This is a genomic window from Marinimicrobium alkaliphilum (assembly GCF_003259155.1).
Classification (GTDB): Bacteria; Pseudomonadota; Gammaproteobacteria; order Pseudomonadales; family Cellvibrionaceae; genus Marinimicrobium_A; species Marinimicrobium_A alkaliphilum.
This window is the reverse complement of sequence record NZ_QGMQ01000006.1, coordinates 273,119-288,566: the sequence shown is the minus strand read 5'-3', so window position 1 is coordinate 288,566 and position 15,448 is coordinate 273,119. Positions and strand designations below refer to the sequence as shown.

The 15,448-nt window shown below is 56.8% G+C and carries 10 protein-coding genes; 7 read left to right on the top strand and 3 right to left on the bottom strand.

The genetic code is table 11. The annotated features are described in order from the left end of the window. The first annotated feature begins 23 nt into the window (after window positions 1-23). From DKW72_RS11780 to DKW72_RS11765, 4 genes are all read left to right on the top strand, one after another. Window positions 24-689: an NUDIX hydrolase gene (locus tag DKW72_RS11780; RefSeq protein ID WP_332835791.1), complete on the top strand. Its 666-nt coding sequence runs from the start codon at window positions 24-26 to the stop codon at window positions 687-689. 178 nt (window positions 690-867) lie between these two features. Further along, the gene (locus DKW72_RS11775) at window positions 868-3,732 is read left to right on the top strand and encodes a glycosyl hydrolase 115 family protein (RefSeq protein WP_111642556.1); all 2,865 of its coding nucleotides are present in this window, start codon (window positions 868-870) and stop codon (window positions 3,730-3,732) included. 27 nt (window positions 3,733-3,759) lie between these two features. Beyond that, window positions 3,760-4,968, top strand: a complete 1,209-nt coding sequence (gene manD / locus DKW72_RS11770) for a D-mannonate dehydratase ManD (protein ID WP_111642555.1) — start codon at window positions 3,760-3,762, stop codon at window positions 4,966-4,968. Window positions 4,969-5,020: 52 nt separating this feature from the next. Next, complete coding sequence (locus DKW72_RS11765) at window positions 5,021-6,022, top strand: glycoside hydrolase family 43 protein (protein ID WP_111642554.1); 1,002 nt, start codon at window positions 5,021-5,023, stop codon at window positions 6,020-6,022. A gap of 176 nt (window positions 6,023-6,198) precedes the next feature. Here the strand turns inward: DKW72_RS11765 and DKW72_RS11760 are convergent, their stop codons facing one another. Then, on the bottom strand, window positions 6,199-7,347 hold the full coding sequence (locus DKW72_RS11760) for an endo-1,4-beta-xylanase (protein WP_111642553.1): 1,149 nt from the start codon (window positions 7,345-7,347) through the stop codon (window positions 6,199-6,201). 130 nt (window positions 7,348-7,477) lie between these two features. Here DKW72_RS11760 and DKW72_RS11755 point away from each other — a divergent pair, with 130 nt between their 5' ends. Further along, window positions 7,478-8,458 carry an aldo/keto reductase gene (locus DKW72_RS11755; protein ID WP_111642552.1) on the top strand — a complete coding sequence of 327 codons (981 nt, stop codon included), beginning with the start codon at window positions 7,478-7,480 and terminating at the stop codon, window positions 8,456-8,458. Window positions 8,459-8,530: 72 nt separating this feature from the next. Here DKW72_RS11755 and DKW72_RS11750 read toward each other — a convergent pair whose 3' ends face one another. Further along, window positions 8,531-9,988 (bottom strand): endo-1,4-beta-xylanase, encoded by a 1,458-nt coding sequence (locus DKW72_RS11750; RefSeq protein ID WP_111642551.1) that lies wholly within the window; start codon window positions 9,986-9,988, stop codon window positions 8,531-8,533. Window positions 9,989-10,351: 363 nt separating this feature from the next. Between DKW72_RS11750 and DKW72_RS11745 the strand changes: the two genes are divergently transcribed. Beyond that, entirely contained in the window at window positions 10,352-11,824 is a 1,473-nt protein-coding gene (locus tag DKW72_RS11745; protein ID WP_198411329.1) for an MFS transporter, read from the top strand. Window positions 11,825-11,942: 118 nt separating this feature from the next. Continuing rightward, complete coding sequence (locus tag DKW72_RS11740) at window positions 11,943-13,463, top strand: tryptophan halogenase family protein (RefSeq protein ID WP_111642550.1); 1,521 nt, start codon at window positions 11,943-11,945, stop codon at window positions 13,461-13,463. A 110-nt stretch (window positions 13,464-13,573) separates the two neighbouring features. Here DKW72_RS11740 and DKW72_RS11735 read toward each other — a convergent pair whose 3' ends face one another. Continuing rightward, complete coding sequence (locus tag DKW72_RS11735) at window positions 13,574-15,196, bottom strand: family 15 carbohydrate-binding domain-containing protein (RefSeq protein ID WP_111642549.1); 1,623 nt, start codon at window positions 15,194-15,196, stop codon at window positions 13,574-13,576. Between the last annotated feature and the right edge of the window lie 252 nt (window positions 15,197-15,448).

Sequence of the window (15,448 nt, the reverse complement as noted above, 5' to 3'; positions counted from 1 at the left end):
CACTGCATATCCCGGACGATGTGATGCCGGGCTTGTCGATTGACAACCTTATCTTTGGCCTTGATCACGGTCAGCTCAAAATCCTCCTGGTCAAGCACAGTGTTGGCCCGGGCAAGGGCCACTGGGCGTTACCGGGCGGCTTTATCAGCATGAAGGAAAACCTGCGCGATGCGGCGTCCCGTCTGCTGAAAAGCCTGACCGGGGTGGAAGACCTGTATCTGGAGCAGCTCAAGACCTTTGGCCGGGTCGACCGCTTCCCCAGTGAGCGGGTGGTGACCGTGGCCTATTATGCGTTGGTCAGTGCCGAGGATTACATTCTGGTGGCGGGGCGTGATGCGACCGATGCCGAGTGGTTTGAGGTCAATGACCTGCCTGAGTTGATTTACGACCATGCCGAGATCGTGGAGTACGGCCGGGGTTTCCTGCGCCATAAAGTCTGCCATGAGCCCATCGGCTTCAACCTGCTGCCGGAAAAGTTCACGTTGCTGCAGTTGCAGGAGTTGTACGAAGCCATACTCGGGGTGAAGCTCGACAAGCCCAATTTCCGCCGCAAGATGCTCAAAATGAACCTCTTGACGCCTTGTAATGAGAAGCAGAAGGGCGTCCCGCATCGCGCCGCCAATCTGTTCCGCTTCGATGCCGATGCCTATTACCGCCTCGCGGAGAAGGGCTTCTCCTTCGAGTTCTAGCCGCTAAACCCTTCTTTACAACTTTTGACGATCCGATCCAAGGGTGCCTTTCCGGCACCCTTGTATTTTGTGCGTATTTTCTATAATCTTATTGTTCAAGTGACTAGAAGATAAGAAGGCCGCTTCACCGGCCAGCGCTTCTGACAAACTCACGAATCAACCTCAGTTAGTGACGCTTATGACTCTGACCCGCACCGTCTGCGCCCTGGCGATTGCCCTGCTGCTCCCTGCCAGTAATGCGCTGGCCATGAAGGACATCCACTACGTCAACAGCGAGCCCCGCCCCGGCGATTTTGTGCTCGTGGGCCCGGCGCAGTTGTCCCCTATCTATGTGGATGACGAAGATCACGGACCGGTGCGACGTGCAGCGGGCTTTCTGCGTGACGATATCGAGCGGGTTACCGGCCAGCGGCCGAGAGTGGTGCGTTCGGCCGAGGACTTGAGCGAGCAGGCGGTCATCATTGGCACCGTGGGGCAGAGCGCCCTGATTGATCGGCTGGTGGCCGAGGGGAAAATCGATCCGAGCGGGATTGAGGGCGAGTGGGACGCCTACCACAAAGAAGTGGTCGACAACCCGCTTCCGGGCGTAGAGCGCGCTCTGGTGATTGTTGGTAGCAACCGGCGAGGCGCGGCCTATGGGGCCTATGACGTCTCCGAGCATATCGGCGTTTCGCCCTGGTACTGGTGGGCCGACGTGCCGATCAAGACCCGCGAGCACCTGTATATCGCCGCCGACACCCGCATTCAGGAAATTCCCGGGGTCAAGTATCGGGGCATCTTCCTGAACAATGAGTGGCCGGCACTGACCACCTGGGTGCACGACAAATTTGACGGCTACCATCACGAATTCTACGAGCATGTGTTTGAACTGATTGTGCGCCTCAAAGGCAACTTCCTGTGGCCCACCATGTGGAACAACGCCTTCGCTGATGAAGACGAATTGAATATGATTCTCGCGCACGAGTATGGCGTGGTTGTGAGTACCTCGCACCACGAGCCGATGATGCGCTGGGATAAAGAGTGGGACTGGTACGGTGAAGGAGCGTGGGAATTTTCCACCAACGCTGAAAACCTGAAAGACTTCTGGCGCGAAGGCCCGAAGCGGCACAAGGGCTATGACAGCATTTATACCCTGGGGATGCGCGGCCAGGAAGATACTCCCATGGCCGAGGGTCAGGATATTGCCTTGCTGGAGTCGATCGTCGACGCTCAACGGGAGATTCTGTCAGAGGTGTTCGATGACCGGCCGCTGGAAGAGGTGCCGCAGGTTTGGGCGCTCTATAAAGAGGTGCAGTATTTCTACGAGGCGGGCATGCGCGTGCCCGACGACGTGATTCTATTGTGGGCCAACGACAACTTTGGCAACCACCGCCGCCTGCCGACGCCGGAGGAGCGCGAGCGCGCCGGTGGTGCCGGGGTCTATTACCACTTTGATTATGTGGGCGGGCCGCGCTCCTATCGCTGGATCAACACCATGCCCCTGAAGAAGATGTGGGAGCAGATGCATCTGGCGTGGGAATACCAGGCCGACCAGATCTGGCTGGTGAACGTGGGTGACCTCAAGCCGATGGAGTATCCCATCGACTATTTCCTGCGTATGGCTTGGGATCCGGAGTATTGGGACCTGGAAAACACCCAGCAGTACGGCGTGCGCTGGGCGACCCGGAATTTTGGGGCCGAGTATGCTGATGACATCTATCAGCTGATTACCGACTACACCCGCCACAACGGTCGGCGCAAGCCTGAAGCTCAGGACAAAGACACTTACAGTGTGCACAACTACCGCGAAGCCGAGCGCATCTATGCGGAACTGGCGGACATGGTTGAGCGTGCCGACGCCTTGTACGAGCGGATTCCCGAGCGCTACCGGGATACCTACGAGCAACTGGTGCGCCACAAGGTCAGGGCGACCGCAAACACCACCAAAATGTATATCGATCAGGCGCGCAACCATCTCTATGCCGCACAGGGTCGGCGCTATGCCAATGAGTACGGTGATAAGGTGCGCGCGGCGTTCGAGTTCGATGCTTATCTGGAGGAGCGTTACCACGCCCTCAATGACGGCAAGTGGGACGGCATGATGCTGGAGACCCGTATCGGTTATAACCACTGGAATCGCCCTGTGGCCAACGTGCGTCCGGTGATTCACGACTACCAGCCCCACGCCGAACCGGACATGGGCGTGGCCGTTGAGGGGATGGCGCGTGCCTGGCCTGTGCCCGGACCCCTGGCCCTGCAGACATTCACTCCCTTTGGGCAGAAAGAGCGGCGGATTACGGTCTACAACCGCGGCACCGCACCTTTCGATTTTACCGCAGAAGCGAGCGATCCCTGGATAAACATCAGTGCCTCCGAGGGCGAGATCGAGCGCGACCAGGTGATTGAAGTGAGCATCGATTGGCGCAAGGCGCCCACCGGCAAGGCCGAGGGCAGCGTGTTCATTCAGGGCACAGGTTGGGGTGGCGCAACGGTTGCGGTCCACACCGACAAACCGGAAGCGTCGTTGCTGAGTCTGGTCGAGGGCGCGATCGAAGCCGACGGCTACGTCAGTCTGGATGCCGGCATGTTTGATCGCCAGGTCGAGAAAGGCGGCTATCGCTTTGATGTGATCACTCACCACGGTCGCACCGGCTCGTCCATCAGCGCCTACCCCATCAGCGACGAGAGCACCACCGATCTCTCGCAGGCGCCCTACGTCGAGTACGACGTTTACTTTTTCAGTACCGGTGAGTTCACCATTCACAGCCATTTTGCGCCCAGCCTGAACTTTGTGCCGGGTCGGGGCATTCGCTACGGCATCGGCTTTGCGGGTGAAAAGCCGCAGGTTGTCGATTTCCTCGACGACCTGAGCGAGCGCGCCTGGGAAATTTCGGTGCTCGACAATATTCGCACCGCCACCAGCACCCACACCATCGACGAGCCGGGCTTGCACCGCTTGCGTTTTTACCGCGTCGATCCGGGCGCAACGTTGCAAAATATTGTGATCGATACCGGCGGCTTGAAGCCGACCTATCTGGGACCTCCGCCGAGCCGCCGGCGTTAAGGCAGTAGCTATGGGAATGGATACACTATGAAAATTACTGATGCCAAGGTGATAGTCACCTGTCCTGGGCGCAACTTTGTCACGGTAAAGATTGTGACCGAGGACGGCCTCTACGGTATCGGGGATGCGACCCTGAACGGTCGGGAAAAGGCCGTTGTGTCTTTTCTCGAAGACTATGTGTTGCCGATGCTGATCGGCCGGGACGCGCGTCGCATCGAGGATATCTGGCAGTATCTGTACCGCGGTGTTTACTGGCGTCGTGGGCCGGTGGGTATGACGGCGCTGGCGGGTGTCGATGTCGCACTCTGGGACATCAAGGCCAAGGCCGCCAACATGCCCCTGTACCAGCTGCTGGGTGGTCGCAGTCGCGATCGGATCATGACCTATACCCACGCCAATGGCTCGGACCTTGAGTCAACCCTGAAAGCGGTGGAGAAGGCCCAGGCGAAAGGCTACAAGGCGATTCGCATTCAGTGTGGCGTGCCGGGGATCGACAAGGTTTACGGTGTCTCCAAAGGTGGCAAGCGTTACGAGCCCGCCGACGGGGATCTGCCCACAGAGGAATCCTGGTCTACCCACAAGTACCTGAATTTTGTGCCCAGTGTATTCGAGGCGGTACGCAGGGAATTTGGTCCCGATGTGCACTTGCTGCACGACGTGCACCACCGCCTGACGCCGATCGAAGCGGCCCGTCTGGGCAAGGCTCTGGAGCCTTACCACCTGTTCTGGCTTGAGGATTGCACCCCGGCGGAAAACCAGGAAGCCTTTCGTCTGATTCGTCAGCACACCACCACGCCGTTGGCGGTGGGTGAGGTGTTTAACAGTCTTCATGACTGCCGCACCCTGATTCAGGAACAATTGATTGACTACATCCGCAGCACCATCGTGCATGCGGGCGGTATTACGCATCTTCGGCGCCTGGCCGACTTTGCCTCCATCTATTCTGTGCAGACCGGCTTCCACGGTGCGACCGATTTGTCGCCCGTGTGTATGGGCGCGGCGCTGCACTTTGATTACTGGGTGCCGAATTTCGGTATTCAGGAGCACATGGCACACAGCGACGAAATGGAGTCGGTGTTTACCCGTGCTTACCGCTTTGACGATGGCCATTTTGTTCCCGGTGAAACGCCGGGTCACGGGGTGGACATCGACGAGGCGGAAGCCGCCAAATACCCCTATAAGCGCGCCTGTCTGCCTGTAAACCGCCTGGAAGACGGCACATTGTGGAACTGGTAGCGGGGTCGTCTACCGGTTCCCTTTTTGAGATTTTTGTAAAGCGAGGTTCGCCATGACTGAAAGCAACAAAAAAGCGCAGCCCAAGTTCGCGTCTGCACCCTTGGTCAGCCATATGTATACAGCGGATCCGTCGGCGCACAGCTTCAACGGCAAGATTTATATTTATCCGTCCCATGATATTGAAGGTGGCATTCCGTTTAACGATAACGGTGATCACTTCCAGATGGAGGACTATCATGTGTTCTCGATGGATGAGCCGTTTGGCGAAGTGACCGATCACGGTCTGGCTCTGCATGTGGATGACGTACCCTGGGCGACCCGGCAGATGTGGGCGCCGGACTGCGCGCACAAGGACGGTAAGTACTATTTCTATTTTCCGGCCAAGACGGCGGATGACATTTTTTACATCGGGGTGGCGGTCAGTGATTCTCCCACTGGTCCTTTCAAACCCCAGCCCGAACCGATAAAAGGTAGTTTCAGCATCGACCCGGCGGTGTACGAGGATGACGATGGAGCCTACTACTTATACTTTGGCGGTATCTGGGGTGGTCAGCTTCAGCGTTGGCCCACGGGCAGCTTCAGTCAGGAAGATCAGTATCCGGCGGACGATGAGCCGGCGCTGTGTGGCAAGGTTGCGCGCCTGCGTGATGACATGCTCGAGTTTGATGAGGCGCCCCGAGATATTGTGATCATGGATGAGAAGGGTGATCCGGTCACGACGGGAGACAATGTGCGTCGTTATTTTGAAGGCCCCTGGGTCCATAAGCACAATGGGGTTTACTACTTTTCTTACTCGACCGGCGACACTCACTGTATTGCCTATGCTACGGGCGATAGCCCCTACGGTCCCTTCACCTATCGCGGCACACTGTTGGAGCCGGTGCTGGGCTGGACCAACCATCACTCGGTGGTCAAGCACGACGGCAAGTGGTACCTGTTTTATCATGACTGTGAACTGTCCGAGGGCGACACGCACCTGCGCAATATCAAGATGGCGGAGTTGCATTACAACGAGGATGGCAGTATTCAGACGATCAGTGCCTATCAGAAGTGATGGCTTGATCAAGCATAAAAAAACCGGGCGCTGCCCGGTTTTTTTATAGGGATGTTGAGTGGGTTGGGTGCCTCATGTGTCGGATTACGCCCTGCGGGCTAATCCGACCTACTTAAACAATGTCTCCAGTAGGTCGGATTAGGCGAAGCCGTAATCCGACGCTTGGGGCACCAAAATTATAGGCGATGGCGCAAGTTTTTAACCGCAAAATAAGCGTCCTTGGGCTCCATATTGCGGTCAAACAACAGCGGATAATTGGTGCGCCCGCGCACCGGGAAATTATTCTTCCACGATTCGCCGTCGTACGTGCCCCAGGTGGTGACCCGATCAATTTTGTCCCGGTGCTTAACGTACAGGGTAAACAGCTCCTCGTAGCGTCGGGTCAATTGATCCTCAATGGCTTGGGGAAGACCGTCGGCATAGGGGTCCAGTTCGTCGGCGTAAGCAAAGTCGGTGGAGATCTCGGCCCCCGAGTGCTCCCAGGCGACCGGCAACACATCCACTTCCAGCTCGGTCATATGCAGGCGCATACCCTCGGCGGCGAAGGCTTCGATGCTGGCTTCGTACTCGGCCATATCTGGCCAATCCAGGCCTACGTGGCTCTGCATGCCGACGCCGTGAATGGGGATGCCGCGACGTTTGTAATCGCGAATCACGTCCACCAGGAACTTGCGCTTGCCGGGGTTGTGCATGTTGTAATCGTTGTAGATCAGGTGCGCATTGGGGTCGAGCTCGTGGGCGAGGTTGAATGCGCGTTCCTGAAAGTAGGACGAGCCCATCACCTGATACCACAGGCTCTGGCGCCAGCCCTGATCTTCGTCGATGGATTCGTTGACCACATCCCAGATGGCGACCTTGCCTTTGTAGCGCTCCATCAATGTCTCGATATGGGTGTCCATCCGACGAATCAATTCATTGCGCGAAATCTGTCGGCCATCTTCGTAGACAAAAAAGTCCTCCGGCGCTTGTGAGTGCCACACCAAAGCGTGGCCGACGATGGTCATGTTGTTCTCGACGCCGAAATCGATAAAGCGGTCGGCGAGGGTCCAGTCCCACTCGCCCTGGCGGGGCTGAATCAGCGCCGATTTCATGCAGTTTTCCGCCACGATGGAGTTGAAGTCTTGCTTGATGACGGTTTCGAGACGTGCGTTGCCGTGCTCCAGCGTGCTGTTGCTGATTGCGGTGCCAATCAGAAAGTCGTCTTTGTAAACATCTTTCAAGCCGGTGTTTTCAGCTGCGCGATTGACAGCACAGGCTTTGATGTTTGCCATGGCGGCGACAGCGGCGCTACCAACCAGGAAATTGCGACGGGAGAGGCGAGTCATAAGTGTTACCCTTCATTTTCGACTTGAGGCATGGCGCCAAGTGACTTATATTTAATTTGACTATTAAATCACGTCTGCCTGGGGGGGAAAAGCCCCTTTACATACCTTAAACACTCATCGAGGAGAGTCTATGCAACGGCGAACACTGGGTAATAGCGATTTGCACGTGAGCGAAGTTGGGCTCGGTTGTTGGCAGCTGGGGGGTGACTTTGGGCCTATTGAAGCCGAAACCGTCGGAGCCATTATTCATACGGCCCTGAGCAGCGATATCAATTTTTTTGATACCGCTGATGTTTACGGCGATGGCGCCAGTGAGCATTTTTTGGGCGATCATTTGGGAGCTCTGCAGCCGCGGCCTTTGATTGCGACAAAGTATGGCAGAGGGGGTGGCGCCTATCCAGACGGCTATTCAGAGGCGCATATGCGCGATTCCGTGTGTCGGGCGCTGGAGCGACTGCAAATTGACACGCTGGATTTGCTGCAATTGCATTGCGTGCCGACTGAGGTGATGCGTGACGGGGCGATTTTTGACTGGCTGCGGCGCCTGCAGCAGGAGGGTCATATCCGCTATTTTGGTGCGAGTGTGGAAACTGTGGAAGAGGGGCTGATCTGCGCTGAACAGGAAGGCATCACCTCGCTTCAGGTCATCTTTAATACCTTTCGCCAAAAGGTGGTGGAGGAGTTACTGCCGGTAGCCGAGGCCCGGAATATTGGCATTATCGCCCGGCTTCCCCTGGCCAGTGGGCTGCTCAGTGGCAGATTTAGCGAGCAATCCCGCTTTGCCGAGAGCGATCACCGGCATTTTAACCGTGACGGTGCCGCCTTTAACGTCGGTGAGACCTTTGCCGGTATTCCGTTCAGCACAGGTGTGGCGCTGGTGCGCGAGCTGGAGAGCAGGGTACCTGAGGGTTACACCATGGCCCAGATGGCTATGCGCTGGATACTCGATCAGCCGGCGGTGAGCACGATCATTCCCGGCGCCAGCTCTCCCGAGCAGGTGCGGGCCAATGCCGCTGTCAGCGATCTGCCGCCCCTGCCCGAGGCGCTGCATCAGGCCTTGACGGATTTCTACCATGACAAGGTGAAGCAGCATATTCGGGGGGTGTATTGACGCTCAATGAGCGGGCATAAAAAAACGGCCCCGATAGGGGCCGTTTTTCGTTGCGGGCGTTGTGGTTATCGCTTAGGCGCGACGAGCCCAGCGACCCAGGCCAAGCAGGCCCAGCAGGGTCAGGAACAGCAGACCGGTAGAGCCGCTGCTGCTGCCGCCGCCACTCGGGAGCTCTGCTGAAGGGGGGCGATCCTGCCAGCCGCCAATCACAACATTGACAGTGACGGGCTCGCTCTCGCTGTCGCCCATGCGGGCAACCACGTCCAGCGTGTAGCTGCTCTGCTCGAAGCTGGCACCGGCAACCGGGGTTACGCGGCCGTCTTCAGTGACGTCCAGAACGCTTTGGCCTGTGCCACCGCTGACGTGCCAGCCGTCGGTCGGTGAGCTGTGAGCACCGTAGCAGTCGAGAATCTCGCCATAACCGTCACCGGCGGTAGCGTTTGAAGGCACGGTCACTTCCTGCCCGGGAACGATACCTGCGTGACTGTCGGGATGGCGCTGGCCGTCCATATAACAGCGCAGCCAATCGACCGCCGGACGCTCGCTGCCGTCTTCCCGGATCAGATTAGCTTCTTCGCGCCAGATGCCCGGACGGAAACCCCAGAGGGTGACGCCTTCAACGGCCTCGTGTTCCCAGAACAGGGAAAAAACGCGGCGATACTCACGCAATTGGGTACGTTCGTTGCCACCGGGGGCGTCGATGTCCATTTCGGTGACGTAGATGGGCAAGCCGTACTCCGCCAGGCGGTCGAGATTCGCTGCCAGCGTTTCGGTGGGCCCGGTGGTCGAAAAGGCGTGGGCCTGAAAACCGATAGCATCAATCAGCTCGCGCTCGTGTAGCAGGTCGATGATATCCGTGTACGGATTGATCACGCCGCCGCTGATCACGTTGTATTCGTTAATCATCAGTTGCGAGTTGGGGAAACGCTCACGGGCCATCTCAAAGGACGTGATGATCCAGTCCCAGCCGGTCTCACCGGTGCCGCCGAGCGCTTCGATATAGTTGACGCCCGAGCTGGAGTCCGCATCCGGCGCGTCATTGACGGGTTCGTTGACCACTTCGAGGAAATCGAAATCATCCGCATAGCGCTCGGCCAGCACATCAAACCAGGCCTCAATCGCCATACGTTGGGTTTCCGGCTCGTCAACATAGCCGTTGAGAAAGCTCGGTTGCTGTGAGCCCCAGATGAGTACGTGGAAGCGATAAGGGAAATCGTTATCGCGGGCGAACTGAATGGAATTTTCCAGGCCGCCGTGCCAGTCGTTATTGTCAAACCAGCTTTCGTTGTAATCTTCTACGGTCAGTGGTGCACGGTTACCTGATACCAGGGCACCCCATTTACCGGAGTTCTCCGCGACCACCTGATTGAAGTAGTGGCTGAAATCCTCGAGTTGGCTGGGCGCGTAGATGCCACCCAAAAACTTGTCGAGGCCCTGTGCCAAGGGCTCTTCAGCCTGAGCATTGATACCTGTCAGTGCCACTGGCACAGCCAGTGAAAGCCCGGCCAGGTAGTGTTTTACAAACTTCATATGGATAACCCCATTATTGTTATCACCATTAACGCCCCCGGTGTCTTGCAATTGGGGGCGACTCAAAAAACCACAGACCAATGGACAAGCAGGTGCCAACTTTCACCTGGTGGTCATATGGACTACAAGTTACGCTAACATTTCCCCCAAGTCAATGCCTGGTCGAAAACTAATCACTTATGACGGCTGGTGAGCGATGTTGAGATAAGCTACATTGGACGTGCCGAAGGGTTTGCTGCTGGCGGCAAAATCGGTTTATACTGGCACCTTATAGTTATATTTACCATATAAAATAATCGGGCCCGCCGGCGACTGCGGCACCAGGCGCGAACTGTCCCTTCAACCTGCGTAAGAATGATGACTATGGAACCGAAAAACGTCTCAAGTACCGCTATTGATAACAAGCTGCAGCGGTTGTCTGTGGTGGAAAAGGCGGGCTACGCCTTGGGGGATGCCGCCTCCAACATCTATTTCCAGCTGTTTGTTACCTACATCATGATTTTCTATACCGATGTGTTTGGCCTGCCGGCCGCCACTGTCGGTACCATGTTTCTGGTATCGCGCATCTTTGACGCCATTAACGATCCTATCATCGGCTCCCTGGCGGACCGGATGAATACTCGGTGGGGGAAGTTTCGGCCTTTCGTGTTCTTTTTCGCGGTACCCCTGGCGGGCATGGGTGTGCTGGCCTTTACCTCGCCGGCGTTTGATGACCCGCTCAAACTGGCCTACGCCTACCTGACCTACAACCTGTTGATGGTGTGTTACACCCTGGTGAACGTACCTTACGCCTCGCTGATGGGGGTCATCACGCCCAACTCCATGGAGCGTGTGGGGCTGTCCTCATACCGTTTTGTGGGTGCCTTCGTCGGCGGTCTTATTGTGCAGAGCGCCACCCTGGTGCTCGTCGATTATTACGGTGGCGGTGATAACCCGCAGCTGGGCTGGCAGCTGACCATGGCAACCCTGGGTGTATTGGTGGTGGTGTTTCTTTTTATCACCTTTATTACCACCCGCGAGCGGGTCGAGCCGCCACCGGGGCAAAAAATGGCGGCCAAAAAAGATATCCTGGATCTGCTCGCCAACCATGCGTGGCGCCTGATCGCCATTGCCACGGTATTCCAGCTCATTTTTATCGTGATGCGCAATACCGCCATCACCTACTACTTTCGTTACTACGTGGGCGAGCAGACGATCTCCCTGTTTGGTTGGGAGTGGTCGCCGTCGATTGCTGTGTTGACCTCTACCTTTCTGACCAGTGGTATGGTCATTACCATTCTGGGGGTCATTCTGACCCGCCACATGGCCAAGCGCTTCGATAAAAAAATGACGTATATCGTGTGCATGGGCACCAGTGCCGTGCTCTCGGTGGGCTTCTTTGTGCTGCCCGCAGACGCGGTGATTACCATGTTCTTGATCAACACAGTGATCAGTTTTGTCTGGGGGCCGGTATCAGTACTCCAGTGGGCCATGTATACCGATGCCGCCGATTACGGTGAGTGGAAGCATAACCGCCGGATTACCGGTCTGGTTATGGCGGCCTCGCTGTTCGCTCTGAAAATGGGCTTGGCGTTGGGCGGTGCGATTACCGGCTGGGTGTTGGGATGGTATGGTTTTGTACCCAATGTGGACCAGACCGAGCGCTCACTGACCGGTATCGTAATGATTATGAGCTTCCTGCCCGCGATGTTCGGCATCGTCTGTGTCGGGGTGATGGCGCGTTACCCGCTCACCAACGCCACGATGGAAGATATCGAGCGTGACCTGGTCGCCCGTCGGTTGGCGACGAAGGAGACCGAAGGTGCCGACGCAGGGATGGCGCCCAGTCAGGCGTAAACCTCGTCTGAGTCTGGCGCAAAGCAATACAGGGCCCCGGTCGGGTTCGGTGCTGGTATCATGGATACTGGCGCCGGGCCCACCGGGGCTTTTTAATGACTGATCAAGTGGTATGTCTATGACGGATAATCGAATCAAGAAAGTGCTGATCGTGGGCGGAGGCACCGCCGGCTGGATGGCGGCGGCGGCCATGGCCAAGGTGTTGCAGAACGACTATTGTGAGATTGAGCTGATTGAATCCGACAGCATCGGCACCGTGGGTGTGGGTGAGGCGACCATCCCTCAGATCCAGCTCTTCAATAAACTTTTGGGTCTCGACGAGAACGAGTTTGTGCGCCGTACGCAGGCGACGTTCAAGCTGGGCATTCAGTTTGTTAATTGGGGCCGCGTAGGCGACAAGTACCTGCACGCCTTTGGCGAGGTGGGTAAGGATTTCAATGCCCTGAAGTTCTACCACTACTGGCTGAAGATGCACCACGAAGGAAAGGCCAAGGGCTTGGATGCCTACACGCTCACCGCGGTTGCGGCGGAGCAGGGTAAGTTTATGCGCCCGGTGGATGCGGGTAATTCGCCATTGTCCAATATTGCTTACGCCTTTCATTTCGATGCCGCGCTTTACGCTATGTACTTGCGGGAGTTCGCGACCGCGCGCGGTGTTCGGCGCCGGGAAGGTAAAATTACCGAGGTTGCGCTCAACCCCGATACCGGCTTTGTGGACGCTGTGCAGCTGGAGGGCGGCGCCCGGATTGAGGCCGACCTGTTTATCGATTGCTCGGGCTTTCGTGGGCTCTTGATCGAAGGTGCGCTCAAAACCGGTTATGAGGACTGGAGTCATTGGCTGCCCTGCAACCGGGCTGTGGCTGTGCCCTGCGCTAAAGTGGCTGAGCCCACGCCCTACACCCGCTCAACCGCACACGCGGCCGGTTGGCAATGGCGTATACCGCTTCAGCACCGTACCGGCAATGGTCATGTCTACTGCAGCGACTATATCAGTGACGACGAAGCCTTGGCGGTACTGCTGAAAAATCTTGACGGTGAGCCTTTGGCGGAGCCCAACTTTCTGCGTTTCACCACCGGTAAGCGCAAGAAGTTCTGGAACAAGAATGTGGTAGCGCTGGGGTTGGCTGGCGGTTTTATGGAGCCGCTGGAGTCCACCAGTATCCACCTTGTGCAGGCGGGTATTGCCAAGCTGATGAGCCTGTTTCCGAGCCGGGACTTCGATCAGGCGGATGTTGATGAGTATAACCGCCAGGTGCATTTTGACTTTGATCGTGTGCGCGACTTCCTGATTGCCCACTACCATATCACCGAGCGCAATGACTCGCCCTTCTGGGATTACGTACGCACCATGTCAGTTCCGGACAGTCTGACCCACAAGCTTAAAACGTACACGGCTAACGGGCGCATTTTCCGCGATGCGGACGAGCTCTTCAATGACCTGAGTTGGCTTGAGGTGATGCACGGCCAGCGGCTGAAAACCAAGGGTTATCACCCCCTGGTGGATGTTTTGAGTCCGGAGCAGATCATGAGTTATATGGACAACGTCGAAGAGGTGGTGGCGCGCTCCGCGGAGTATATGCCCAGCCATGCCGAATACATTGCCCAACACTGTGCAGCGGAGCCAGTGAAGATGATGTAGTGCGTGCTGTGAGCAAAAAGGGCGGCCTGCGGGCCGCCCTTTTTTGTGGTTCATAAAAAAACCCGCTGAGTTGCCTCAGCGGGTTTTCTGTCAACTAAGTCTGTAGGGATTTAGTTAACGGTAACGCTCAGTTTGCTGATGGTGATGACACCAAGGTCGCCATCGCCTTCAACTTCGATGCCTACGCGGAGGTTTTCACCTTCGCCCGCAAGGATCGTTTCCGGAATGTCGTCACAGACCAGGGTGAAGGCTTCGCCTGCAACCAGCTCGTCTTCCGGGAAGCGGCACTGGTACTGGGTGTAAGAACCGTAGTTCAACTGAACGTGAGCCCGCAGAATGGCGTCGGCTTCGAGGAATGCCTGCTCCACGGTGACTTCCAGCTCAAACTGCTGTCCGCCCAGGTCAACAGGGCCGTCGAGCAGGTAAACCAGTTTCGGGTTGTACTCACCGTCGAAGGCCGGTGTGAACGCTGCACCCGCTTCGGTGTAGACAACAGCAGCGCCGTCGTCAGCGATCGACCAGTTACCGGTGTCGTCGGTTGCCAGTTCAAGTTCAGAGCCCGGTGCCGGAACTTCGGGCTCGGGAGCGCCGTCACCGTAGTACAAGATGGTGACACCGTGAATAGTGAAGCTGCCCTGCGGGTCGTCGCCTTGCGATTGCGCACCGAAGTACATGAACTCGCCTTCTTCCAGGTTCCACATGTCGCTATTGGTCAGGTTACACTCGACATCAACCGGTTCGCCGGCTTCGGTCCAGGTACCAATACCTGTCCAGCAACCCCAGTTGCCACCGACCTCTTCGTTATCCGGTTCGCCGTCTTCGTCCTCACCGCGGATAAAGACCTGCTGGAATGGTTGGAGCGCACTTGCCGTTGAGAGATAGGTTGCATCAACGGAGATGCTGAAAGTCACTTCGGCACGACGGAAGTCAATCGGGCCGTCTACGGGCTTGACCAGTTGCTGGTTAACGTCGTCAATCATGACCATCACACCTTCGGTCACGTATTCAAACGGCGGTGCTTCACCTTCCGGATCCTGGTAGTTGGCCTGGGTCAGCCAGCCATCAGTCAGATCCAGTTCCAGGGTGATCAGCTCGGGCTCTTCGTCGCAGATTTCTTCATCGGGTGTCTGGATAGTGACACTGTAGATGAGGATGTCATCAAGAATGGTTTCGTCGTTGGGAACCACGGCCAGCTGAAAGCCGAAGTAGTCGGCATTGTTGGCGCCGCCCATTTCCCACGTCCAGGTGTTGTCACCTGGGTCAAAGCTGCCCACGCCCAGGTAGTTGTCGGTGTACAGGCCTTCGTCACCCTGGACAACCAATTGCAGTGCCAGGCCGCCATCGGTGCTGTAGGCTTCAGGCAGGTGGAACTCGACCGTGACTACAGCGTTACTCAGGTCTTCAGTCTCTTCGAGCTGGAAGCGGGCCTGGCGGCGCCAGTTCTCTTCATCCGCCCATTGTAGGGGGATGACACGCATGGCGGACTCTTCGGCATCGTGCTCGAGGCGGACGTTGGTGCCGTCGCCATTGATGAACCAGTCTTCTACCTGCTCGGCTTCCGAGAAGTCATAGACGAAACTTTGTCCGGGAATGATTTCACAGGCCCCGTTGCCATTGCCGTTTCCGGGGGTTTCCTGCACGGGGGCTGGAATTTTGGGGCCCAGATCAAGACTGCCTCCACAGGCGGCCAAGGTGAGAGCACCCATCGCGATAAGTAGTTTGTTCTGTAACATGTTCTAACCCTCTATTATTCTAGTCGTAAGCGTAATAGCTTCAGTTGACTGAATTCGGCTGGGGAGCCTCCTTCCAGCTGTCAGCACTGGGGGGTTCACCCCTTGTACGACGGCGTAGGTACAAACATAGCACACAAATGTTCTATCTGACCATAAGGCAGCTGAAAAAAGTTATTCATAATGACCATAAGCTATAAGAAGCCGGTCGTTGTGCGGGTTTTTTGTGAGTGGATAAGCGGATTTATATGATGA